The 24,190-nt window shown below is 63.4% G+C and carries 22 protein-coding genes; 6 read left to right on the top strand and 16 right to left on the bottom strand.

The features are described 5' to 3' along the window. Position 1 precedes the first annotated feature (1 nt). The 11 genes from ACF8R3_RS18095 to ACF8R3_RS18045 all read right to left on the bottom strand — a co-directional run bounded on the left by ACF8R3_RS18095 (position 2) and on the right by ACF8R3_RS18045 (position 12,261). Positions 2-1,294, bottom strand: a complete 1,293-nt coding sequence (locus ACF8R3_RS18095) for an adenylosuccinate synthase (protein ID WP_058637990.1) — start codon at positions 1,292-1,294, stop codon at positions 2-4. A gap of 56 nt (positions 1,295-1,350) precedes the next feature. Continuing rightward, a complete protein-coding gene (locus ACF8R3_RS18090; RefSeq protein WP_023532898.1) occupies positions 1,351-2,538 on the bottom strand; it encodes an ATP phosphoribosyltransferase regulatory subunit in 1,188 nt (395 codons plus the stop codon). A gap of 287 nt (positions 2,539-2,825) precedes the next feature. Next, a complete protein-coding gene (gene hflC, locus ACF8R3_RS18085) occupies positions 2,826-3,695 on the bottom strand; it encodes a protease modulator HflC (RefSeq protein WP_058605819.1) in 870 nt (289 codons plus the stop codon). Further along, positions 3,695-4,873 (bottom strand): FtsH protease activity modulator HflK, encoded by a 1,179-nt coding sequence (gene hflK / locus ACF8R3_RS18080; protein WP_058637989.1) that lies wholly within the window; start codon positions 4,871-4,873, stop codon positions 3,695-3,697. Before hflK ends, hflC begins: the two co-directional genes overlap by 1 nt. A gap of 96 nt (positions 4,874-4,969) precedes the next feature. Next, positions 4,970-6,271, bottom strand: a complete 1,302-nt coding sequence (hflX, locus tag ACF8R3_RS18075; RefSeq protein WP_058605817.1) for a ribosome rescue GTPase HflX — start codon at positions 6,269-6,271, stop codon at positions 4,970-4,972. 12 nt (positions 6,272-6,283) lie between these two features. After that, on the bottom strand, positions 6,284-6,544 hold the full coding sequence (gene hfq, locus ACF8R3_RS18070; protein WP_015272006.1) for an RNA chaperone Hfq: 261 nt from the start codon (positions 6,542-6,544) through the stop codon (positions 6,284-6,286). Positions 6,545-6,638: 94 nt separating this feature from the next. After that, on the bottom strand, positions 6,639-7,610 hold the full coding sequence (gene miaA / locus ACF8R3_RS18065) for a tRNA (adenosine(37)-N6)-dimethylallyltransferase MiaA (protein WP_058637988.1): 972 nt from the start codon (positions 7,608-7,610) through the stop codon (positions 6,639-6,641). Position 7,611: 1 nt separating this feature from the next. Beyond that, a complete protein-coding gene (mutL, locus tag ACF8R3_RS18060; RefSeq protein WP_058637987.1) occupies positions 7,612-9,501 on the bottom strand; it encodes a DNA mismatch repair endonuclease MutL in 1,890 nt (629 codons plus the stop codon). Then, complete coding sequence (locus ACF8R3_RS18055) at positions 9,498-10,928, bottom strand: N-acetylmuramoyl-L-alanine amidase (protein WP_058605814.1); 1,431 nt, start codon at positions 10,926-10,928, stop codon at positions 9,498-9,500. Before ACF8R3_RS18055 ends, mutL begins: the two co-directional genes overlap by 4 nt. Positions 10,929-10,930: 2 nt before the next feature. Beyond that, on the bottom strand, positions 10,931-11,413 hold the full coding sequence (tsaE, locus tag ACF8R3_RS18050; RefSeq protein ID WP_058605813.1) for a tRNA (adenosine(37)-N6)-threonylcarbamoyltransferase complex ATPase subunit type 1 TsaE: 483 nt from the start codon (positions 11,411-11,413) through the stop codon (positions 10,931-10,933). Further along, positions 11,401-12,261 (bottom strand): NAD(P)H-hydrate dehydratase, encoded by an 861-nt coding sequence (locus ACF8R3_RS18045; protein WP_078477907.1) that lies wholly within the window; start codon positions 12,259-12,261, stop codon positions 11,401-11,403. Before ACF8R3_RS18045 ends, tsaE begins: the two co-directional genes overlap by 13 nt. 64 nt (positions 12,262-12,325) lie before the next feature. Here ACF8R3_RS18045 and queG point away from each other — a divergent pair, with 64 nt between their 5' ends. Then, a complete protein-coding gene (queG, locus tag ACF8R3_RS18040; RefSeq protein WP_058637985.1) occupies positions 12,326-13,390 on the top strand; it encodes a tRNA epoxyqueuosine(34) reductase QueG in 1,065 nt (354 codons plus the stop codon). Positions 13,391-13,488: 98 nt separating this feature from the next. Here queG and ACF8R3_RS18035 read toward each other — a convergent pair whose 3' ends face one another. Together ACF8R3_RS18035 and orn are read right to left on the bottom strand one after the other, a co-directional pair. Beyond that, the gene (locus ACF8R3_RS18035; RefSeq protein ID WP_023532953.1) at positions 13,489-14,100 is read right to left on the bottom strand and encodes a trimeric intracellular cation channel family protein; all 612 of its coding nucleotides are present in this window, start codon (positions 14,098-14,100) and stop codon (positions 13,489-13,491) included. A gap of 112 nt (positions 14,101-14,212) precedes the next feature. Continuing rightward, positions 14,213-14,755, bottom strand: coding sequence for an oligoribonuclease (gene orn, locus ACF8R3_RS18030; RefSeq protein WP_027913960.1), 543 nt, complete (start codon positions 14,753-14,755; stop codon positions 14,213-14,215). Positions 14,756-14,894: 139 nt separating this feature from the next. Here orn and rsgA point away from each other — a divergent pair, with 139 nt between their 5' ends. Continuing rightward, positions 14,895-15,926 carry a small ribosomal subunit biogenesis GTPase RsgA gene (rsgA, locus tag ACF8R3_RS18025; protein WP_058637984.1) on the top strand — a complete coding sequence of 344 codons (1,032 nt, stop codon included), beginning with the start codon at positions 14,895-14,897 and terminating at the stop codon, positions 15,924-15,926. An 80-nt stretch (positions 15,927-16,006) separates the two neighbouring features. On the opposite strand, the gene motB is transcribed toward rsgA, so the two are convergent. Both motB and motA read right to left on the bottom strand, forming a co-directional pair. Continuing rightward, positions 16,007-17,029 (bottom strand): flagellar motor protein MotB, encoded by a 1,023-nt coding sequence (gene motB, locus ACF8R3_RS18020; protein WP_058637983.1) that lies wholly within the window; start codon positions 17,027-17,029, stop codon positions 16,007-16,009. 3 nt (positions 17,030-17,032) lie between these two features. Further along, complete coding sequence (motA, locus tag ACF8R3_RS18015) at positions 17,033-17,884, bottom strand: flagellar motor stator protein MotA (RefSeq protein ID WP_058605808.1); 852 nt, start codon at positions 17,882-17,884, stop codon at positions 17,033-17,035. A gap of 130 nt (positions 17,885-18,014) precedes the next feature. On the opposite strand from motA, the gene ACF8R3_RS18010 reads away from it, so the two are divergent. The 3 genes from ACF8R3_RS18010 to asd are packed head-to-tail and all read left to right on the top strand — an operon-like array spanning position 18,015 to position 21,275. Continuing rightward, a complete protein-coding gene (locus ACF8R3_RS18010) occupies positions 18,015-19,550 on the top strand; it encodes an HDOD domain-containing protein (RefSeq protein ID WP_196186560.1) in 1,536 nt (511 codons plus the stop codon). Positions 19,551-19,592: 42 nt separating this feature from the next. Then, positions 19,593-20,402 (top strand): rhodanese-like domain-containing protein, encoded by an 810-nt coding sequence (locus ACF8R3_RS18005; RefSeq protein ID WP_392515979.1) that lies wholly within the window; start codon positions 19,593-19,595, stop codon positions 20,400-20,402. Between the two features lie 9 nt (positions 20,403-20,411). Next, positions 20,412-21,275 carry an archaetidylserine decarboxylase gene (gene asd, locus ACF8R3_RS18000; protein WP_078477903.1) on the top strand — a complete coding sequence of 288 codons (864 nt, stop codon included), beginning with the start codon at positions 20,412-20,414 and terminating at the stop codon, positions 21,273-21,275. A gap of 66 nt (positions 21,276-21,341) precedes the next feature. Here asd and serB read toward each other — a convergent pair whose 3' ends face one another. Continuing rightward, positions 21,342-22,556, bottom strand: a complete 1,215-nt coding sequence (gene serB / locus ACF8R3_RS17995) for a phosphoserine phosphatase SerB (protein ID WP_058604066.1) — start codon at positions 22,554-22,556, stop codon at positions 21,342-21,344. 134 nt (positions 22,557-22,690) lie between these two features. On the opposite strand from serB, the gene ACF8R3_RS17990 reads away from it, so the two are divergent. Further along, on the top strand, positions 22,691-24,133 hold the full coding sequence (locus tag ACF8R3_RS17990; protein WP_058638925.1) for a hypothetical protein: 1,443 nt from the start codon (positions 22,691-22,693) through the stop codon (positions 24,131-24,133). The last annotated feature ends 57 nt before the right edge of the window (positions 24,134-24,190 follow it).

Genomic DNA, 24,190 nt, shown 5'->3' with positions numbered 1-24,190 from the left:
ATCAGGCGAACGGATGACGCAGCACGATGGTCTCGTTGCGGTCCGGGCCGGTGGAGATGATGTCGATCGGCGCGCCGATCAGCTCCTCGATACGGGTGATGTAGGCACGCGCATTGGCAGGCAGCGCTTCCAGGGTCTTGGCACCCAAGGTCGACTCGCTCCAGCCCGGCAGTGTTTCGTACACAGGCTGCAGGCCGATGTAGCTGTCGGCATCGGTCGGGGCTTCGATCACTTCGCCATTGGCATCCTTGTAACCTACACAGATGTTGATGGTCTCCAGGCCGTCCAGCACGTCGAGCTTGGTCAGGCAGATGCCCGAGATGCTGTTGACGTCGATGGCGCGGCGCAGGATGACGGCATCGAACCAGCCGCAACGACGGGCACGCCCGGTCGTGGAGCCAAACTCATGGCCACGCTTGGCCAGGGTGGCGCCCGTGTCATCGAACAGCTCGGTCGGGAACGGGCCCGAACCTACGCGGGTGGTGTAGGCCTTGGTGATGCCCAGGATGTAGTCCAGGTACATCGGGCCCACGCCGGAACCGGTCGAGATACCGCCAGCGGTGGTGTTGGAGCTGGTGACGTACGGGTAGGTACCGTGGTCGATGTCCAGCAGCGAGCCTTGCGCGCCTTCGAACATGATGTCCTTGCCGGCACGACGCAGTTTGTGCAGCTCGGCAGTGACGTCGAGCATCATCGGCTTGAGCTGTTCGGCATAGGCCATGCACTCGTCCAGCGTCTGCTGGAAGTCGATGGCAGGCTCTTTGTAGTAATTGACCAGCTGGAAGTTGTGGTAGTCCAGCAGCTCGCCCAGCTTGGCGGCAAAACGCTCGCGGTGGAACAGATCGCCCACGCGCAGGCCACGGCGGGCGACCTTGTCTTCGTACGCTGGGCCGATACCACGGCCGGTGGTGCCGATCTTGGCTTCGCCACGGGCTTTTTCACGGGCCTGGTCCAGCGCGACGTGGTACGACAGGATCAGCGGCGCAGCCGGGGAAATGCGCAGGCGCTCGCGCACCGGTACGCCCTTCTCTTCCAGCTTGGTGATCTCGCGCATCAGCGCATCGGGTGCAACGACCACACCGTTGCCGATCAGGCATTGCACGCCTTCACGCAGGATGCCGGATGGAATCAGGTGCAGAACGGTCTTTTCACCGTTGATCACCAGGGTGTGGCCCGCGTTGTGGCCACCCTGGTAGCGCACGACGGCGGCAGCATGTTCGGTCAGCAGATCGACGATCTTGCCTTTGCCCTCATCACCCCACTGGGTGCCCAGGACGACGACATTCTTACCCATTACATTGGTCCTCATTCACGCAAACTTGGTTGCCGGCCTGTTGCCGACGCAGAAACTCACTGGGCCAGCGGCAGAACCTGCCAGCGCCCGTCTTGCTGAATCAATTGACGATCACAATCCGCTTCAAGGGCAGCACTCAGCGGCTGACCAGGCAGGGCCTGGACCACACGCTGGCCCTCGTTGCGCAACTGGCAGACATGCTGCCATAGGGCCGCATCGCCACTGTCCGGCATCCAGATGCCGCCCGTGGGCAGTACGACCTCCGCTCGCCCCAGTGTGACCAGGGTCTTCAAATCCGTGGAGAAACCGGTAGCCGGGCGCGCCCGGCCAAAGTCGGCGCCGATGTCGTCATAGCGTCCGCCCTGGGCAATCGACTGCCCTTCACCTGGCACGAACACCGCAAACACCACGCCCGTGTGGTAGTTGTAACCGCGCAGTTCACCCAGGTCGAAGTACAACGGCAACTGCGGATAACGAGCGGCCAACCGGTCGGCGATGGCCAGCAAATCGTCCAGGGCCGCCAGCACGCTGGCAGGTGCACGACCCAGGCGTACGCGGGCCTCGGCCAGAACTTCCCTGCCGCCGCACAGCTCGACCAGGGCTCGCAGCATGTTGCCCACATCCTTTGGCAAGTCGGCCGTCAGCGCCTGCACTTCGTCGACCGCCTTGCGCTGCAGGGCGTCGAACAGCTGCTGCTCGACCGCGCCCGACAGGCCGGCGGCCCGAGCCAGGCCACGGTAGATGCCCACATGGCCCAGGTCCATGTGAACATCAGGCACATCGGCCAACTGCAGTGTGGCGAGCATCAGGCTGATGACTTCCACATCGCTGGTGGGGCTGGCATCGCCATACAGTTCGGCACCCAGCTGGATAGGGCTGCGCGAGGTAGACAAAGCACGCGGCTGGGCATGCAGCACACTGCCGGCGTAACACAACCGGCTTGGGCCTTCACGGCGCAGGGTATGGGCGTCGATGCGCGCGACCTGCGGCGTGAAGTCGGCACGAAAGCCCATCAAGCGGCCGGACTGCGGGTCCACTACCTTGAAGGTACGCTGATCCAGGTCCTGGCCAGCGCCGGTAAGCAGCGACTCCAGGTACTCGATATGCGGGGTGACGACCAGTTCGTAACCCCAACTCTGGAACAGGTCCAACACCTGGCGACGCGCGATCTCGATGCGCGCGGCCTCAGGTGGCAGTACTTCCTCGATGCCATCTGGCAGCAGCCAGCGGTCTACCGTTGCCATTACGCCTTTTCCCCTCTGGTCCGGGCGGCCGCCAGCAAGCCGGCCGTCAGTAAAGCAGGTATCGCGCACAGCAACGGGCAGCACTGATCCCAGCGCAGCCACCGTACCCGATACCCTCGAATTGCCTTGCAAACGTGTCAAAGGCGAACCGACACCAAGCCGATCAACCTTGCAGACGCAAAAAAGCCGGGAAATTTCCCGGCTGACTCATCATACACCCCTTTTGATTCGGGATGCACCCTGCCTGGCGTTTTAGCTGCCAGGCGGGGCGCCTGCCTGAATTCGCCTCAGGGCTTGCTCTTGTCCATGAAGCGGAAGAACTCGTTCTTCGGATCCAGGACCAGCACGTCGCTCTTGCTGGAGAAGCTCTCGCGGTAGGCTTGCAAGCTACGGTAGAACGCGTAGAAATCAGCGTCCTGCGTGTAGGCCTTGGCGTAGATAGCCGCCGCCTGGGCATCACCCTCACCGCGGGTCTGTTCAGATTCGCGATAGGCCTCGGCCAGTAGCACACGGCGCTGGCGATCGGCGTCGGCACGAATACCTTCGGCCAGCTCATTACCCTTGGCCCGGTGCTCGCGCGCCTCGCGCTCACGCTCGGTGCTCATGCGATCGAACACACTGCGGTTGACTTCCTTGGGCAGGTCGATGGCCTTGACGCGGACGTCGATGACCTCGATACCCAGCTCCTTGTTGGCCATGCGGTTCAGCGAAGCGGTGATGTCGGCCATCAACGCGTCACGCTCACCGGACACCACTTCGTGCAGGGTGCGCTTACCGAACTGGTCACGCAGGCCGCTTTCCAGACGACGGGACAGACGCTCATCAGCGATCTGCTTCATGCCGGAAGTGGCCGTATAGAAGCGCTCGGCATCCTTGACGCGCCATTTGGCATAGGCGTCGACCATCACCGCTTTCTTCTCCAGGGTCAGGAACCGCTGGGTAGGGGCGTCGAGGGTCATCAGGCGGGCGTCGAACTTGCGTACCTGGTTCACGTACGGCACTTTCACGTGCAGCCCTGGCTGGACATCGGCCTGAACCACCTTGCCGAAGCGCAGCAATACTGCCCGCTCGGTCTGGGCCACGATGTAGAAGCTGTTCCAGGCCACGATGGCCAGAACCACGGCGGCGATCAGGGCGATCAGCGATCGGTTGCTCATCAGCGGCTCTCCCTAGTGCGCAGCGGCTGCTGTTGCTGTTGCGTGTCCTGCGCCGAGCGCGCGGCGGCAGCGTCGTTGGCCGACGATACACCGCTCGCAGGTGCGGACGAGTTGCGGCTGCCTTCGACCATCTTGTCCAGTGGCAGGTAGAGCAGGTTGTTCTGCCCATCCTTGGTTGCCACCATGACCTTGCTCGAATTGCTGTACACCGCCTGCATGGTTTCCAGGTACAAGCGCTCGCGGGTCACATCAGGTGCCTTGCGGTACTCGGTGACCAGCTTGGTGAAGCGGTCGGCCTCACCCTTGGCCCGGGCAATGACTTCATCGCGGTAGCCGTTGGCGTCTTCGATGATGCGCTGGGCCTGACCACGGGCTTCGGGCACCACGCCATTGGCGTAGGACTCGGCCTGGTTGCGGGCACGCTGCTCGTCTTCGCGCGCCCGGATCACGTCATCGAAGGCTTCCTGCACTTCACGCGGGGCTGCCGCGCTCTGCACGTTGACCTGGGTAACGGTAATGCCGGTGCGGTAGTTGTCGAGGAAACGCTGCAGACGTTCGCGGATGTCCACGGCCATCTGTTCACGACCTTCGGTCAATACCTGGTCCATGGACGTAGAGCCCACCACGTGACGCAGGGCGCTGTCGGTCGCATGCTGCAGGCTGACCTCAGGCTGGTCAACGTTGAGCACGAAGTCCTGCAGGTTGCTGATCTTGTACTGGACGGTCAGCGGTACCTCGACGATGTTCTCGTCTTCGGTCAGCATCTGGCCCTGCTTGGTGTAGGCCCGCTCGCGCGTGACGTTTTCCATGTACTTGCGATCGATCGGCGGGAAGTAGATGTTTAGGCCGGGACCGACCGTCTCATAGTACTTGCCGAAGCGCAGCACAACGGCCTGCTCCTGCTCGTCGACGACATACACGGCGCTGTACAGCCAGATGGCCGCCAGCACTGCCAGGCCGATGGCAAGCAGCCCGAGGCCGCCGCCTTTGCCGACATTGCGGTCACCGCCACCCCGTTTCTTGCCACCACCGAACATGCCGTTGAGGCTGTCCTGCAGTTTGCGGAAGGCCTCGTCCAGATCCGGCGGACCTTTTTTGTCGCCGCCACCACCGCCACCGCGGCGGCCGCCCCAGGGATCCTGATTGTTCGAGTTGCCACCCGGCTCGTTCCAAGCCATAGCGCTCTCCATCTGATAAAGCAAAGACGCGCCCACGGCGCGCCGTCCAATGCTACAGAATGCCTGTCACTGCTGCCCGACGACCTCGTAGGGCATTTATTGCAAAGTGTGTTGCTCGACAAACACTTGCGGCTCCATGCCTTCACGGCTGACCAGGCGATTGAGTTCTACCCTGGGCAGACGCACGCTCAGCAGGCTGCGCCCTTCTTCATCATGCGCTTCACTCTGCACCGCGCCCAGGTCAAAGAATTGCGCGCGCAGGCGGGCAAAACGTTGCTCCAGGCACAAGGTGCCGACAAACAGATCATCACCCAGCAGCTCGGCAATCGCCTGGCCAACCAACTCCAGGCCACGCCCGTCACGTGCCGAAACCCAGACCCGCTCGGGCTTGCCGTCGGCATTGCGCTGGATCTGCGGCTCGACCTCTTCGAGCAGGTCGAGTTTGTTATACACCTCGAGGATCGGCAAGCCTTCGGCGCCAATCTCGCCCAACACGGCCAGCACCTGCTCGATTTGCTCCATGCGCTCAGGCTCATGGGCATCGATCACGTGCAGCAGCAGGTCGGAGTTGCTCGACTCCTCGAGCGTAGCCCGAAACGCCTCGACCAGCTTGTGCGGCAGGTGGCGAATGAAGCCCACGGTATCGGCCAGCACGATAGGCCCCAGGTCGTTGAGCTCAAGCCGACGCAGCGTCGGGTCGAGGGTGGCGAACAACTGGTCGGCGGCGTACACCTCGGACTGGGTCAGGGCGTTGAACAACGTGGACTTGCCGGCGTTGGTGTAGCCCACCAGCGAGACCGACGGAATGTCCGCGCGCTTGCGCCCGCGACGCGCCTGTTCGCGCTGGCTGCGTACTTTCTCGAGGCGGGACTTGATCTGCCGGATGCGTACGCGCAGCAGGCGACGGTCGGTTTCGAGCTGGGTTTCACCCGGCCCCCGCAGGCCAATACCCCCTTTTTGTCGCTCAAGGTGGGTCCAACCGCGTACCAGCCGCGTACTCATGTGCTCAAGCTGGGCCAGTTCGACCTGCAGCTTGCCTTCGTGGGTACGTGCCCGTTGGGCGAAGATATCCAGAATCAGCCCGGTCCTGTCGAGCACACGGCACTCGAACACGCGTTCGAGGTTGCGCTCCTGACTGGGCGTGAGGGTGTGATTGAAAATCACCAGGTCTACCTGCTCGGCATGGACACGGTCGTGCAACTCCTCGACCTTACCACTGCCAATCAGGTACTTGGCCGAGGGCTGATGCCTCGAGACCGTTACCAGCGAGACGATGTCGGCACCGGCCGACAACGCGAGTTCCTGAAACTCCTGCGGGTCTTCGCGCGCCTCAGGGTTCTGACCTTCCAAGTGAACGAGCAACGCGCGTTCACCACCACCGTGGCGCTCAAAGAACAATGCAGGCTCCTATCAGGCGTTGCCTGGCTCGCTGTCGCCGTGATCGGAATCGGACGGGCTTGGCAGACGAACCGGGCGGGCAGGTACAACAGTGGAAATGGCGTGCTTGTAGACCATCTGGCTGACGGTGTTCTTCAGCAGCACCACGAACTGGTCGAACGATTCGATCGAGCCTTGCAGCTTGATGCCGTTTACCAGGTAGATCGAAACCGGGACCTTTTCTTTTCTCAAGGTATTCAGGTAAGGGTCTTGTAGCGAATGCCCTTTTGACATATGCCGCACTCCTGTAAGGATAAATAATTGGAAAATCTGAAAAAACGATAAGTAAGGCCGGCTTTCACAAGGATAGACGGCAATCAGCAGGGACTCAGCTCAATATGGAGATGGCCCCAAGGTATTTCAAGGTGCGGGACAGATTGTCGCAGGCCAGGCTGTCGAGCCAATGCACGTCTGGCCAGCCACGCAGCCAGGTGAATTGCCGCTTGGCCAACTGCCTGGTCGCGATGATACCGCGTTCACGCATCTCATTCTCAGTCAGCTGGCCGTCCAGGTAATCCCAGACCTGCCGATAGCCCACTGCCCGTATAGACGGCAGTCCGGCGTGCAAGTCACTTCTGGCTCGCAGCAATCGGACCTCGTCGACAAAGCCCTGTTCCAACATCTGTGAAAATCGTAACGCAATTCGCTGGTGCAGAATGTGACGATCTGTAGGCGCAATCGCAAGACTGGCGACAGTATAGGGCAAATGACCGCAGGCGCTTGCGTCTGCACAGCTACTTTCAGCCAATTGACGCTGTCGATGGGCCGTCATGCTTTGCCCGCTGACCCGGTACACCTCCAGCGCCCGGATCAACCGTTGCGGATCGTTGGGATGGATGCGCGCGGCCGACTCCGGATCGACCTCAGCCAGTTGCTGGTGCAGCGCCACCAGGCCCTCGGCCTCGGCCAGGGCCTCGAGCTCGGCCCTGACCTGGGCATCGGCCGCCGGCATGTCGGCCAGCCCTTCGGTCAACGCCTTGTAATAAAGCATGGTCCCGCCCACCAGCAACGGGATATTGCCGCGGGCGGTGATCTGGGCCATCACGCGCAAGGCGTCGGCACGAAACTGCGCAGCCGAGTAAGCGTCGGCCGGGTCGCGGATGTCGATCAGGTGGTGCGGATGGGCAGCCAGCACAGCCTTGGAAGGCTTTGCCGAACCGATGTCCATGCCCCGATAGACCAGGGCGGAATCGACGCTCACCAGCTCGCAAGGCAAGACCTTGCTCAGCTCGATGGCGAGGTCGGTCTTGCCCGATGCCGTCGGGCCCATCAGAAATATTGCAGGGGGCTTGCCACTCATTTCATCGACCGCGCAGGAATAGTTTGTCCAGATCATCCAGGCCCATCTGGGTCCAGGTGGGACGGCCATGGTTGCACTGGCCGCTGCGCTCGGTGTTTTCCATGTCGCGCAGCAAGGCGTTCATTTCCGGGATCGCCAGGCGCCGATTGGCACGCACGGCACCGTGACAGGCCATGGTGCCGAGCAATTCGTTCAGGTGTGCCTGGATACGGTCGCTGGTGCCGTACTCCATGAGGTCCGCCAGCACATCCTGTACCAGGCGGTTGGCTTCAGCCTGCTTGAGCAACGCAGGAATCTGGCGAATCGCCAGGGTTTCCGGGCCAAGGCGCTGCAACTCGAAGCCCAGGCGCTGGAACCAGGCGGCGTGTTCTTCGGCGCAATCGGCCTCGCGCTGGCTCAGGGCGAGCGTTTCGGGCACCAGCAATGGCTGACCGCTAAGACCTTCGCTGGCCATGGCCACCTTCAGCCGCTCGTACATGATCCGTTCATGGGCGGCATGCATGTCGACGAGCACCAGGCCTGCGGCGTTCTCGGCCAGGATGTAGATGCCCTTGAGCTGGGCCAACGCGAAGCCAAGCGGGGGGATGTCGCCCTGGCTTTCCGGCAGCGCAGCGGCGCCTTCGCTCAAGGGCTTGTAGAACTCGCGATAGACCGCCTGGGCCTCGGCAGCCGGCAATGGCTGCGACGGCCTGGGTGTGTATTGATACTGGTAACCCGCGCCACTGCCACTGCCGGCAACAGGAGACGGCGCAGCACGCGGTTGCTCGAGCACGGCCGCAGCCAGGCGCATTTCGCCCTGGGGCCCGAACTCGCCTGCCTGCTGCCCCGTCGGGCGGGTCGCCTCAGGCAAAGCAGCCGGGGCAGCCAACTGGTCTTCGGGACGCACATCGGCCAGGGCACGGTGCAAGGTGCCGTACAGAAAGTCGTGGACGCTGCGTCCCTCACGGAAGCGCACTTCGTGCTTGGTCGGGTGAACGTTGACGTCCACGCCATTGGGCTCAAGCTCAAGAAACAGGACGAAGGTGGGGTGACGACCGTTGAACAGCACGTCCCGGTAAGCCTGGCGTACGGCATGGGCCACCAGCTTGTCGCGCACCGCGCGCCCGTTCACGAAGAAGTACTGCAAGTCTGCCTGGCTGCGCGAGTAGGTCGGCAACCCGACCCACCCCCACAGACGCAGGCCGTTGCGCTCCACGTCGATGGGCAGGGCCTGCTCCATGAAACCCGGACCGCAAATGGCGCCCACCCGCCGGGCACGGTCGGCTTCCTCGCGTGCCTCGTGCAAGCTCAGAATGCTCTTGCCGTTGTGCCGCAGATGGAAGGCCACGTCGAACCGGGCCAGTGCCAGGCGCCGGATCACTTCCTGCAAGTGGTCGAATTCAGTTTTCTCGGCCTTGAGAAACTTGCGCCGCGCCGGCGTGTTGAAAAACAGGTCGCGCACTTCCACGGACGTGCCGACGGGGTGCGCAGCAGGCTGCACCCGCGCAGTCATCTCGCGCCCTTCGGTTTCCACCTGCCAGGCTTCGCTGGCGTTGGCCGTGCGCGAGGTCAGGGTCAGCCGGGCGACCGAGCTGATCGAGGCCAAGGCTTCACCGCGAAACCCCAGGCTCAGGACGCCTTCAAGGTCTTCGAGCTCGCGGATCTTGCTGGTGGCATGGCGCTCCAGCGCCAGCGGCAGGTCGTCGGCAGAGATGCCGCTGCCATCGTCGCGCACCTTCAGCAGCTTGATGCCACCCTGCTCGACGTCGACGTCGATTCGGCGAGCACCGGAGTCGAGGCTGTTTTCCAACAGCTCCTTGGCAACCGATGCCGGCCGTTCCACCACCTCGCCAGCCGCAATCTGGTTGGCCAGCCGCGGGCTGAGCAGCTGGATACGTGAGCCGCCGCTCATTGTGAAGCCAACGTGGTGGCAGGAATGTCCAGGCGCTGGCCGACCTTCAGCTCATCGGTCTTTAGGCTATTGGTGCTGCGCAGGCTGGTGACGCTGACCTGATAGCGCACCGCAAGCATGGCCAGGGTTTCGCCGGGCCGCACCGTATGTTCACGCGGGCCCTGGGCGATCTTGCCGCTGTCGCGCAGCCACGCCACGTAAGTGCCTGGCGGTGGGTTCTGCTGGAAGTACTGGCGAACCCCGGTGTGAATGGAGCGCGCCAATGCCTGCTGGTGGCTGCGTGTGGCCAGCTTGGCGGCTTCTGCATTGTTCGAGATGAAGCCGGTCTCTACCAGGATCGAGGGAATGTCCGGGGACTTGAGCACCATGAAGCCGGCCTGTTCCACGCGCTGCTTGTGCAGCGAGGTGATACGCCCCATGTTGCCCAGCACCTTCTGACCGACGTTGAGGCTGGAGCTGAGCGTGGCCGTCATCGACAGGTCGAGCAGCACCCCGGCCAGCATGCGGTCCTTGTCATCGAGGCTGACATTGCCGGCACCGCCGATCAGGTCAGAGCGGTTTTCCGTATCGGCCAGCCAGCGTGCGGTCTCGGAGGTGGCACCGCGGTCGGACAAGGCGAACACCGAGGCGCCGAAGGCAGCGCGCGACGGGGCAGCATCGGCGTGGATGGAGATGAACAGGTCGGCGCCTTTCTTGCGGGCGATCTCGGTGCGCTTGCGCAACGGGATGAAGTAGTCGCCGGTGCGCGTCAGCTCGGCGCGAAAGCCCTTCTCGCTGTTGATCTGGCGCTGCAGTTCGCGGGCGATCTGCAGGACGATGTCTTTTTCATGCTGCCCGCTGGAGCCCGAAGCGCCTGGATCCTCGCCACCGTGACCGGCATCGATGGCCACCACGATATCGCGCTTGCCACTGGGCACCGGTGGCAGCTTGATGGCTGGCTGGGTTGGCGTGACGGGCACCGCTGGCGTGGTGGCTGGCGTTTGCACCGGTGGCGGCGCAGGCGGTGGGGCACTGGCGGCAATGGCGTCCGCCTCCTGATCGTACAGGTCGACCACCAGGCGATTGCCGTATTGCGCGTTAGGCGCCAGGGTGAAGCTCTTGGGCGTGACCGATTTCTTCAGGTCCACGACCACCCGCAGGTCGGTCGGCGTGCGCTGGGCCGAGCGCACGCTGCTGATCGGCGTATTGGACGTCGCCACCTTCAAGGGTGCGCCCAGGGTTGCGCCGTTGATGTCGATGACCAGCCGATCGGGTGCGCTCAATGTGAAGACACTGTGCTGCACAGGGCCAGACAGGTCGAAGACCAGCCGGGTGTTGTCCGGCGCACGCCACAGGCGCACGCTCTTGACTTGAGTGACGGCCAGAGCCTCAACGGTCACCGTTGTCAGCAAAAGCCCAACGATGGCGACCAGTGCGCGTATGCGCATACCTACCCCGCTTGCTGTTTATAGTATTCGGCCAGTGCCACGCACCAGGCGTCGCCGCGAGCCCCCTGCGGCGAAAGTACAAGCGAGCGTCCGCTCGCCTGGGGGCTTATGGTAATGGTCAGGTCAGGCTTTGGCAAAACGCCCGCACCCTTTTGTGGCCACTCGAACAGGCACAGTGGATCACCCTCGAAATAGTCACGAATGCCCATGAACTCAAGCTCCTCCGGATCGACCAGCCGATAGAGGTCGAAGTGAAAAGCTCGGACATCACCAATCTCGTAGGGTTCTACCACGGTAAACGTAGGGCTTTTCACTGCACCCGTATGGCCCAACCCACGAATAAGGCCGCGAGACAGGGTTGTCTTGCCAGCGCCGAGGTCGCCTTCCAGGAAGATGATCCCGCGCCCACCGGTCACACCGGCCAGTTGGCCGCCAAAGGCAACCATGGCCGCTTCATCGGCCAGAAACAGGTTTAAGCCAGACACGCTGAATGCTCCTCCAACAACGCACGAATCACAGGTATCAGATCACTGGCCGCCAACCCCCGGCCGCCGCTACCCAGGCGCTCGCCAGCACAGGCATGCAGCCAGACGCCCAGGCCTGCGGCGTCCCAGGCGCCAAGCCCCTGGGCCAGCAGCGCGCCGCACACACCACTGAGCACATCTCCAAGGCCTGCGCCCGCCATGGCTGGATGGCCACGGTCGCAGCGCGCCAACCGCCCTTCGGGGTCGGCGACCAAGGTACCTGCGCCTTTGAGCACGCACACACTGTTGTGGCGGCGTGCCAGCTTGCGCGCTGCACCCGGGCGGTCCGCCTGCACCGCTTCGGTGGAAATACCCAGCAGCCGTGCAGCTTCGCCTGGGTGCGGGGTCAGGATACTGCCACTGGGCAGCGCAAGGGGCGAGGCTGCCAGCAGGTTCAGGGCATCGGCATCCCAAACCTGCGCGCCCTCGGCGTTGGCCACAGCGGACAGCAGGCTGCGCCCCCATGCCGCCTGCCCCAGGCCAGGCCCCACGACCGCCACCGAAGCGCGGCCCAGCACGGTCATCAACTGGTTGGCCGACTGCACGCCCAGGCACATGGTTTCGGGCATGCGAGTCAGCCCGGCGGCCACGTGCTCCGGCCGCGTGGCTACGCTCACCAGCCCCGCGCCGCAGCGCAACGCGGCCTCGGCGCTGAGCAGGACGGAGCCGCCGGTGCCAAGGTCGCCGCCGACCACCAGCACATGGCCGAAGTCACCTTTATGGGCCTGAGCAGGGCGTGGCGGCAGGCGGGCAACGGTCAGGCTGCTCAGCACTGTGGGGGCGTGTACGGGGTTACTGGTCTGTTGCATGGGGTCAAAAGCTCCAATGTCTGGCAGAATTATACGCACCTCTGCCCGTATTGCTTGCCCATCCATGTCCGCCTTCACTCCTGACCTCGACGCACTGGCCCATAACATCAAGCTGTGGGGCCAGGAACTGGGCTTTGCCCACGTCGGCATCGCCGGTATCGACCTGGGCGAACACGAGCATCACCTGCAGCGCTGGCTGGACGCCGGTTATCAGGGGGAGATGGAATACCTGGGGGCACACGGCAGCAAGCGCGCCCACCCAGAGCAGCTGATTCCAGGCACCGTGCGCGTCGTCTCGCTGCGCATGGACTATCTGCCCGGCGACACGCAAATGGCGCAGCGCCTGGCCCAACCGGAAAAGGCCTACGTATCCCGCTATGCCTTGGGCAGGGACTACCACAAGCTGGTGCGCAAGCGTGTGCAGTCGCTGGCCGACCGCATCCAGCAGGCCATCGGCCCCTTTGGCTACCGGGCCTTCGTCGACAGCGCGCCGGTGCTGGAAAAGGCGCTGGCCGAACAAGCCGGGCTTGGCTGGATCGGCAAGAACACCCTGTTGCTCAACCGCAAGGCCGGCAGCTACTTCTTTCTGGCTGAACTGTTCGTCGACCTGCCCCTGCCAGTGGACCAGGCCACCACCAGCGAGCATTGCGGCCGCTGCACGGCTTGCCTGGACATCTGCCCAACCCAGGCGTTCGTCGGCCCGTACGTGCTCGATGCCCGCCGCTGCATCTCCTACCTGACCATCGAGCTCAAGGGGCCGATCCCGGTGCAGTTGCGCTCGATGATGGGCAACCGGGTGTTCGGCTGCGATGACTGCCAGATCGTCTGCCCCTGGAACCGCTTCGCCAAGCCCACCCGCGAGCAGGACTTCCAGCCCCGCCACGGCCTGGAGAACGCGGAGCTGGCGCAGATGTTCTTGTGGGATGAGCCTACTTTCCTGCGCAAGACCGAAGGCGGGCCATTGCGACGTGCCGGTTATGAGCGCTGGCTGCGCAACCTGGCCGTTGGTCTGGGCAACGCCCCCTCCACGATCCCGGTCATCGAAGCCCTCAAGGCGCGGCGCGACGATGCCTCGCCACTGGTGAGGGAACACGTGGAATGGGCGCTTGCCCGGCACGGGGTGGCATGACCCTAAAGGGGAGGTCGCGATAGGCCGCATAGCGGCCTCTGCACCTTTGCGGTGTAGCACAAAGCCAGGGCCCGCTAGCCTGGTGCGGGCGCCCAACCTCACTGCTGGTCATTGTAATGAAACTTGGGCATCTCCCAGTGAAAGCGGATAGCCAGCAATCGCACCAGAAACCCACCGAACAAGGTCAGCAGCATGGCTTGCTCTGCGGGCACCTTGAAGTAGTCGCAGCCCAGGTAGAACCAGGCCGCAGCGAACGACACGCTCGCGTAAAGCTCCCGGCGGAACACAAGCGGAATGTCATTGCAGAAGATATCCCGCAGAATCCCGCCGAAGACCCCCGTGATCACACCGCTGATGGACGCCACCAGCATGCCCTGCCCCATCTCCAGCGCGGTCATGCAACCAATGAGGGTAAAGGCCACCAGCCCCAAGGCGTCGAGTACCAGAAACAGGGAGCGCAGGCGGCGCATCATCGGCGCGATGAAAATGGTCAACAGCGCCGCACAGCTGGTCAGCACCAGGTATTCCGGGTGCTTGACCCAGGTCAGCGGGTAGTGCCCCAACAGCACGTCACGCACCGAGCCACCGCCCAATGCGGTCACGCATGCGATCAGCACCACCCCGAACCAGTCCATGCCACGACGGCCGGCAGACAGCGCACCGGTCATCGCTTCGGCGGTGATGGCGATCAGATAAAGCATCAGCAACATGAGCAAGACCCACACCGATCACCCGCTCAAGCGACCGTCAGCGCACGGCCTCGGGCAGAAGTGCCGGGGGCCGTACGCTAATGGTCGCGTGAAGCGCGTGAGCTGCGTTTTTTTAGAATTTGATGAAGTGTTCGCGGTAGTGGCGCAGCTCGGCGATGGATTCGCGAATGTCGTCCAGCGCCAGGTGCGTGTTGCCCTTGCTGAAGCTGTCTCGCACTTCGGGGGCCCAGCGCGCTGCCAGTTCCTTGAGGGTGGAGACGTCGAGATTGCGGTAGTGGAAGTAATTTTCCAGCTGACGCATGTGCCGGTACAGGAATCGACGGTCCTGGCAGATGCTGTTCCCGCAGATTGGCGATTTGCCTTTAGGTACCCACTGCTCGAGGAAGGCGATGGTCTGGGCCTCGGCCTGGGCCATGCTCACCTGGCTCTCGCGCACACGCTGGGTCAGGCCGGAGGCGCCGTGGGTGCGGGTGTTCCAGTCGTCCATGCGCGCCAGCACTTCATCACTGTGGTGGATGGCGATGACCGGGCCCTCGGCCAGCGTATTGAGGTCGCTGTCGGTGACAATGGTGGCCATCTCGATGATGACATCGCTGTCCGGATCCAGCCCGGTCATCTCCAGGTCGATCCAGATCAGGTTCTGTGGGTTTTGCATGCAGGCACTCCTCCGATGGAGGCCTATATTAGCGCAGTGCACCCCCACGAACCAAAGTGAAGCGGACAGCGTTCAGGCCCGGCATGCTAGACTGCCAGTCGTTTTCTACGCCCCGCACGGGGCCTTCTACGGAGCGTTCATGGCCAAACGCCAGCTCAACCGTCGCCAGAACTGGCGTATTGAAAAGATTCAGAACGAGCGCGCTGCACGTGCGGCAAAGCGCGAGCAGCATGCCTTGCAGGAACTGGAAGGCGGCGACCTTGGGCCCGAGCAGCTGGGGCTGGTGATCGCGCACTTCGGTGTACAAGTTGAAGTCGAAGCCCAGGATGGCGACACCGCAGGCCAGGTGTTTCGCTGCCACCTGCGCGCCAACCTTCCTGCGTTGGTCACTGGCGACCGCGTGGTCTGGCGTGCCGGCAACCAGGGGATCGGCGTCATCGTTGCGCAGATGCCCCGTGCAACCGAACTGTGCCGGCCCAACAACCATGGCCAGCTCAAGCCAGTGGCGGCCAATGTCGACCTTATCGTCATCGTTTTCGCACCGGCGCCGGAACCGCACCCCAACCTCATCGACCGCTACCTGGTGGCCGCCGAGCATGCCGGCCTGCGGCCCCTGTTGCTGCTGAACAAGGCTGACCTGGTCAATGACGAGAACGGGCCAGGCCTGCAAGCGCTCCTGGACGTATACCGTGAACTGGGCTACCCGCTGCTGGAAGTGTCGGCGCATCAAGGGGATGGCATGCAGCGCCTGCAGCAGTCACTGGATGGACACATCAGCGTCTTCGTCGGTCAGTCGGGGGTGGGCAAGTCGTCGCTGGTCAACAGCCTGCTGCCACAGGCCGGTACCCGGGTCGGTGACCTGTCGGAATGGTCAGGCCAGGGCACCCATACCACCACCACCGCCCGCCTGTACCACTTCCCCAACGGGGGCGACCTGATCGACTCGCCGGGCATCCGTGAGTTCGGCCTGGGGCATGTCAGCCGCACCGATGTGGAAGAGGGCTTTATCGAGTTCCGCGACCTGTTCGGCACCTGCCGCTTCCGCGACTGCAAACATGATCGCGAGCCTGGGTGCGCGCTGCTCAAGGCCCTGGAAGACGGGCGAATCAAGCCACAGCGGATGAACAGCTACCGCTCGATCATCGCCAGCCTGCCGGAAGAAACCTACTGATCAACCCTGCATGCCCAATGCAGGCGAGGTACCTTGTCCGCCCCGGCAGTGACCGGCAGCCCAACGGGGCTGCCAAGCCCTTACTGTTCCTTGGCCTCATCCATCTTCAACGTGCCGTCCTCGAAGATGTTGAGCTTCTGGCGCAACTCACGTGGTTGCATGGGCGTATGGTCATCGGCCGCCGAGGGTGCCGGTGCAGTCGTTGAAGGTGGCTGCGCCCCGGTAGGGGCTTGCGCCGGCGGTGGCGCGGCGCCCTGCTCGCCTTCGATATCACGCTGGGCCTTCTTGGTCAGCACGATGATGTCGATCCGACGGTTTACCGGGTTGAACGGGTTCTTGCGATCGAACAGCGACGAAGACGCATACCCCACCACCCGTGCCACCTGGCCATCTGGATAACCCCCTGCCACCAGGGCCCGCCGCGCAGCGTTGGCACGGTTGGCCGACAGCTCCCAGTTGCCGAACTCGCCAGCGCCTGCGTACGGCTTGGCATCGGTATGGCCACTGACGCTGATCTTGTTGGGCACGGTCTTGATGGTATCGGCCATGGCCAGCAGGATGTCCTCGAAATAGGGCTGCAAGCGTGCACTGCCGATGTCGAACATGGGCCGGTTCTCGGCGTCCATGATCTGGATGCGCAGGCCGTCCTGGGTGATCTCGAACAGGATCTGGTCCTTGAACTTCTGCAGCTGCGGGTTCTCCTCCACCTTGTTCTGCAACTCCTGCAGCAGCAGCTCGAGGCGCTCGCGCTCGACCTGCTCGGCCATGGTTTCCACCTGGTCCTTGTTCAGTTCGATGCTGGTGTCTGGGGTCGGCTCCGATTTCACCTCGGGGTTGATGGTCTTCTCCGGCGCCAGCTCGGGCGAGCCGCCCAGGTCGATGACGTAGGGTGTACCACTCTCGGAGAAGCCGATCGGGTCCTTGAAGTACCCGGCGATGGCGATCTTCTGCTCAGGGGTTGCGGTCGACAGCAACCACAGCACCAGAAAGAACGCCATCATGGCCGTGGCGAAGTCGGCAAAGGCGATCTTCCAGGCGCCACCATGGTGGCCGCCGCCAAAGCGCTTTACGCGCTTGACGATGATGGGCTGATTGTTCTCCATGACTCAGCGACCGCGTACCGCTTGCTCGAGCTCGGAGAAGCTGGGGCGATGCTTGGGGTACAGCACCTTGCGCCCGAACTCCACGGCCAGCGACGGCGGCATGCCCGAGGCCGAGGCGACCAGCGAGGCCTTGATCGACTCGTACAGGTTGAGTTCTTCCTTGGCATCGTGCTCAAGGCACTTGGCCAGTGGGCCGAAGAAACCGTAGGCGGCGAGAATACCGAAGAAGGTACCCACCAAGGCGGCGCCCACGTGCATACCGATGGCTGCCTGGTCACCATCGCCCAGCGACGCCATGGTGACGACGATACCCAATACGGCTGCAACGATACCGAAGCCTGGCATGCCGTCTGCGACCCCAGTGACCGCGTGGGACGGATGCTCCAGCTCCTCCTTCATGCTCAGCAGCTCCATGTCGAACAGACCTTCGAGTTCGTGGGGGGCCATGTTGCCGGTGGACATGATGCGCAGGTAGTCGCAGACGAACGCGGTCATGCGCTCATCGGCCAGTACGGTCGGGTACTTGGCAAAGATCGGGCTGGCCGAGGCGTCTTCGATGTCGGCCTCGATGGCCATCATGCCTTCGCGGCGGCTCTTGTTGAGAATTTCATAGACCAGCCCCAGCACTTCCAGGTAATAGGCATGGGTGAAGCGCGAGCCGAACATCTTCATCGACTTCTTCAGAACGTGCATCGTCATGTAGCCAGGGTTGGCCTGCAGAAACGCACCAAAGGCCGCGCCGCCGATGATCAGCACTTCGAACGGCTGGATCAGCGCCGCAATCTTGCCGTGGGAAAGGACGTAGCCGCCGAGTACGCTCGCGAATACGACGATGATGCCGATAATTTTAGCCATAGATTCAAAGCACTTGCTGTCGTGGTCAGGGAAAGAGGCGGGAGCGTCAAAACTCTTCTTCTCCTTATCGGCAGAACTGCGCCAGACTATAGCCACTAAAAGCGAAAAGCCAGTTCGGACTGATGTCAAAATGCCAATTGAAACCGAGGTATCCGGCCAGGCCCCACGTACGTTAGAAGCCTGGGTGAAGCTGCTGGAGAGTGTGCGCATTCCTGTGCCCAAGCACAGCTACGACCGGGTCATGGCGGCCATCAACGATAACCGGCGTTCATTGCGCGACATCGCCGAGCTGATGCAGGACAGCCCGGCCCTGGTGCTGTCGGTGATGCGCGAAGCCAACCACCCGACCAACGCCAGCCAGGCCGAGCCGGCCGAAAGCCTGGAAATTGCGCTCAATCGCCTGGGCCTTGAGCGCAGCGCACTGCTGCTCAAGCGCCTGCCAGCGCTGCCGATGGAAGACATCCCGCCGGTGCTGCGCCAGTTCCAGATGATCAGCCAGCATGCCTCGCAGCAGGCCAGTGGCCTGTTCGCCAGCCGACTGGCGCGGCTGTGGCAGGAAATCCACTGGGGTAGCCTGCTGTTTCTGTCCCCATTATGGCCGCTGGCATTGGCCCACCCGAAGCTGCTCGACACCTGGGAGCTGCGGGTCATCCATAAAGGAGAAGACGCCGCCATTGTCGAGCAGGAGCTATTCGGTGTTCGCATCATGGCGCTGTGCCAGGCCATTGCCCAGCAGTGGCGCCTGCCGCAATGGGTGACCCAGGGTTACCGTCTGCTGCTCGAAGAGCGCGAGCAGCTTGCCCAGGTGTTGAACATCGCCCGGGACGAAGACCTGCTCAACCAACAACATCGGCTCGATGCCGAGCCCGGTCTGCGGCGCTGGTTCAATCAACCGGCCAACACCGTGCTGTTGGCCAATAACCTGGCGCTGGCAGCCCAGGTGGGCTGGGACAATCCCCATCTGCTGCGCTGGCAACTGCTGACCGCACTCTACCTGCAGACCTCGCTCGAAGACATACAACAGCAGGTGCACCAGCAAGCCGCGGCCAGTGCCAGGCGCCATGCGCGCCTGGCACTGTTCCACCCAGCCGAGGCCTTGATCTGGCCATGGCATCAACGCCGCCCCCACCCGGACATGCTGGCGCCCCCGCCCCCCACCGCCGATGAACTGGCGCGCTGGCGGTCGCTCTGCCAGGACTTGCTGGCCCAGCCCAGCCCTTTCACCAATACCGTGCACCTGGCGGCCCAAGCCCGTGAGGCGGTACTGGCGTGCGGCATGCAACGCCTGCTGCTGCTTGGCCTGGACCGGGCCAATGACTGCCTGCGCGTGCAACAGGCGGCCGGGCTAGCGAAAGAGGCGACCAGCCTGGTATTGCCGGTGGCGGCGAACAAGCTGCTGCAAAAGCTGATGTCCAAGGCCGGGCAACTGCGCATCACGCCCGAAAACCACACGCAGTTCGCCTCGTTGTTGCCGCCGCCCTTGCGTGCCCTGTTCCGAGGCGAGCATGTCCTGCTGCGCTCGCTGGCGGTCAATGACCAGGTGGTCATGTTATTGGTGGCCGACCAGGGGTGCCGGCCCCTGGCCGATATCAGCGTGCAGGCTTTTGGCAAAACCTCGCAATGCATCGAACGGGCGCTGTGGGTGTTTGCCAACCGCAACGGCTGAGCCTTGCGCTACAATCGCCCCTTTGCACACTGGAGACCGTGGATGACCGACTTTTCCGGCCTGCCGCTGGTGATCGAAGCCGCCGACCTGCTGCCACGCCTGGGCTCGCCCGACCTGATCCTGGTCGACCTCAGCAGCGCCAATCGTTACGTCAGCGGGCATATCCCGGGCGCGCATTTCGTCGAGGGCAAGCGGACCCAGCTCGGCCAGCCGCCTGCGCCTGGGCTGCTACCGCCGCAGAGCGACCTGGAAAAGCTGTTCGGCGAACTGGGCCACCGCAGCGATGCGGTCTACGTGGTGTATGACGATGATGGCGGTGGCTGGGCTGGCCGCTTCATCTGGTTGCTCGATGTGATCGGTCACACCCGGTACCACTATCTCAACGGTGGCATCCAGACCTGGCCGGCCGACCGGCTCAGTACCGATGTGCCTGCCAAGGGTACCCGGCCGGTGAGTTTGCAACTGCATTCGGAACCCACCGCCACCCGCGAGTACCTGCAAAGCCGCCTGGGCGCCGATGACCTGGCCATCTGGGATGCTCGCGCCCCACAGGAATTCACCGGCGAAAAAATGCTCGCGGCCAAAGGCGGGCACATACCTGGTGCGGTCAATTTCGAATGGACCGCCGGCATGGATCTCAATGACCATCTGCGCATCCGCCCGGACATCGCCGAAGTGCTGAAGTCCCTTGGCATCACGCCTGACAAGGAAGTGATCACCCACTGCCAGACGCATCGCCGCTCCGGCTTCACTTATCTGGTGGCAAAGGCCCTGGGCTACCCGCGAGTCAAAGCGTACGCTGGCTCCTGGAGCGAGTGGGGCAACCACCCGGACACGCCTGTCGAAGTTTAAGGAAACTGAATGAAATCCCGTCTGTTCATCATCAGCCAGTACCTGCTGCCGCATCACCTGCTGTCGCGCCTGGCCGGCTGCGTTGCCGAGTGCCGCGCCCGCTGGTTCAAGAACGCCTTCACCGCCTGGTTTGCCAAGCGCTACCAGGTCGACATGCGTGAAGCGCTGGTCGAAGACTTGACCGCCTACGAGCACTTCAACGCATTCTTCACCCGCGCCCTGAAACCAGGCGCACGCCCCCTGGACCAGACCCCCGGCGCCATCCTGTGCCCGGCCGACGGTGCAGTGAGCCAGGTTGGCCCGATCGAGCACGGCCGCATCTTCCAGGCCAAGGGCCACAGTTACAGCGCACAGGAACTGCTGGGCGGCGACCCGGCCCTGGCAGCCCCCTTCATGGGCGGCGAGTTTGCCACTGTCTACCTGTCACCCAAGGACTACCACCGCGTGCACATGCCGCTGGCAGGCACGCTGCGCGAGATGGTCTACGTGCCGGGGCGGCTGTTCTCGGTAAACCAGACCACCGCAGAAAACGTGCCTGAACTGTTCGCTCGCAATGAGCGGGTGGTCTGCCTGTTCGACACCGAGCGCGGCCCGATGGCGGTTGTCTTGGTCGGTGCCATGATCGTGGCCTCCATCGAGACCGTCTGGGCAGGGCTGGTCACGCCGCCCAAGCGCGAGCTCAAGACCTTCCGCTACGACGATGCCAGCCGTGCGCCAATTCACCTGGAAAAAGGCGCCGAACTGGGTCGATTCAAGCTGGGTTCGACGGCGATCGTGCTATTCGGCCCCGACCAGGTCAAATGGGCCGAACACGTGGGCGCCGCCTCGGCGGTGCGCATGGGCCAGCTGTTGGCCACCCCGTTGCAGGCGTGATGGCCCGAGACGTGGCTCCAGGGTTCGGGCGCTAACGCCAAAACCCTGGGGTCTGCGCAGGCTGGATCAGCCGCGGGTATCGCGATCGCGCAGGCCCAGCAGGTACAGCACACCATCAAGGCCCAGCGTGGAAATCGCCTGCTTGGCCGACTGACGCACCAGCGGCTTGGCGCGGAAGGCCACGCCCAGCCCCGCCAACGCCAGCATCGGCAGGTCGTTCGCGCCATCGCCCACGGCGATGGTCTGTTCCAGTTGCAGGCCCTCCTCGCTGGCCAGTTGCTGGAGCAGCTCGGCCTTGCGCTGGGCATCGACGATAGGCTCCACCGCCACGCCAGTCACCTTGCCGTCGACCACTTCCAGCTCATTGGCGAAGACGTAGTCGATGCCCAGGCGCGCCTGTACCTGGCGGGCGAAGTAGGTGAAGCCACCCGACAAAATGGCGGTCTTGTAACCCAGGCGCTTGAGCTCGGCAAAGAGGTTTTCCGCGCCCTCGGTCAAGCGCAGCGATGCGCCGATTTCATCCAGCACGCTGACATCCAAACCCTTGAGCAGCGCCATGCGTTCCTTGAAACTGGCCCGGAAGTCCAACTCGCCCCGCATGGCCCGCTCGGTGATCGCCGCGACCTGCTCACCCACGCCAGCGGCCTTGGCCAGCTCGTCGATCACTTCGGCTTCGATCAGGGTCGAATCCATGTCGAACACGGCCAGGCGGCGGTTGCGGCGGAACAGGTCGTCCCGCTGGAAGGCGATGTCGATGCTCAGGGCCTCGGACAAGGCAAAGAACTCGGCGCGCAACGCCTGGCCATCGTCAGGCTCGCCGCGAACCGAAATCTCCACCGCGGCCTTGCCCTTGCTGGTGTCCGCGTCCAGCGCCACTCGAGCCGACAGGCGCTCGATGCGCTCGATGGTCAGCCCGTGCTGGCTGATGATGGCGCTGACACGCTGTAACTGGTCGGGCGAGATCTTGCGGCTAAGCAGGGTCACCACGTGCCGTGCTTCACCATGGCCATCGGCCCAGTGCTGGTAGTCCGCTTCGGAAATCGGTGTGTAGCGCGCCTGCAAGTTCAGCTCGTGCGCCTTGGCCTGGACACTCTGCAGCAGCTTGGTCGCCACTTCGTTATCCGGGATATCCACCAGGATGCCGAACGACAGCGTGCCGTGCATCACCGCCAGGCCGATGTCGAGAATGCTCACACCGCCCTGCAGCAGGACGCCAGTGATGGCAGCGGTAAGACCGGGGCGGTCCTCACCGGTGATGTTGATCAGGACGATTTCGCGCACAACCAGGCTCCGACTTCGATGAAAAATGCGCATTCTACCGATTTTCCGTGACCATCGGGCGCTAACGATACTTTGCCGACAAAACCCGTGTCGCTATACTGCCCCCCACTTCATGCCATTAAGAGCCGAGCTCAGTGAACCGGCCCACCTCAGTCAAAACAGACAATTTCTTCCTGATGATCTATCGCGCCCTGAGTCAACGTCGCGTGCCATTGGCATTGCGCATCGCCTGCACCAACATTTTTCTGGTGGCCCTGGCGCTGGTGATCTATGCCTGCGTAATGGGGTTGCAGTTCAAGCAGGCCATGCACGACCAGGCCGATGCCGTGGGCCAGAGCCTGACGACCCAGACGGCCACGTCGGCGACCGAGTTGCTGGTGGCCAACGATATCCTCAGCCTCAACGTGCTGCTGGGCAACCTGGTGAAGAACCCGCTGGTGGCGCATGCCGCCATCTACAGTGTCGACAACCGCATCCTCGCCGAGGCAGGCCAGCGTCCGCGCAACAGCCTGCTGGGTGAGGCCGAGGGCGTCTATCAGACCAAGATCACCTTCCAGGACGTGGCCGCCGGACAACTGCGCATGAGCCTGGACATGAGCCAGTTCCAGCAGCCCATGCTGATCAGCATGCAGAGCATGGCTATCCTGGCGGCCATTCTGCTGGTGCTCGCCCTGACCTTGAGCCTGCGCCAGGGCCGATTCATCACCTTGCCGCTGCTGCAACTGCGGGTCTGGTTGCGCGACCCGCAGTATTACACGCCCGCCACCGACCGCCAGGACGAGATCGGCGACATCGCCCGGCAACTGCACGCCCGACTGGCGCCACCGCCTCCGCCAGAGCCGGAACCGGAACTGGAGGACGACGAGCACTTCGATGAAGCGCCCGCCCCCGTTTCCAAGCCTGCCCAGCGCACTACCGTGACCAGCGCGGACGATGACGACGAGGCATTCGCCGGCCTGCTGGACGACACACCGGCGCATGCGATCGAAATGGAGTCCGATGAGCCCCAGTTCAGCGCAGTGCTTGCCGTGCAACTGGGTTCCCAGGAGCAGCTGCGGCGTTTGCCGCGCACCCGCCTGACCGAGCTTACCGAGCGCTATCAGGAGTGCCTGGAGCATGCGGCCTCGCTGTACGAGGGCGAAACCCACACCCTCAACGATGGCAGTACGTTGGTCCTGTTCCACAGCCGCCAGTGCGGCGAGGACTACCTTACCAATGCCATCTGTTGCGGTGAGTTGCTACGTGCCTTGGGCCATGCCTTGCAGATCGACGTCGCTGACAGCGGCATCACCTTGCAACTGCAACTGGGCCTTGCCATGAGCAATGACCTCGATGGCCTGGAACTGGTCGACCTGCTGATGGCTGAGAAGGTGCAGGATGCGCTGGCACTGTCTCAACACAGCCGCAATCTGTTGCTGGTCGAGCGCAAGGTCAATGACGACGGTTTGATTCGCCAGCGTGCTCGCATCCGCCCCATTGCAAGCCCGGAAGGCGCATGCTGTGTGGAGCGCCTGATGGAGCCATACCCCTCGATGCTGGAGCGCCAGCTGGCCCGCATGCACGAACGCCGCGCCTGAGCCATTACAGGGTCGCTGCGCGGCGCTGTACAGCGCCCACGAAAAAGCCCGCCTTGA

Origin of the sequence: Pseudomonas sp. FYR_7 (genome assembly GCF_043106155.1) — a bacterium.
Lineage (GTDB): Bacteria > Pseudomonadota > Gammaproteobacteria > Pseudomonadales > Pseudomonadaceae > Aquipseudomonas > Aquipseudomonas parafulva_B.
Note: the sequence above shows the minus strand (reverse complement) of the source record. Positions and strands in the feature narration are given on the sequence as shown.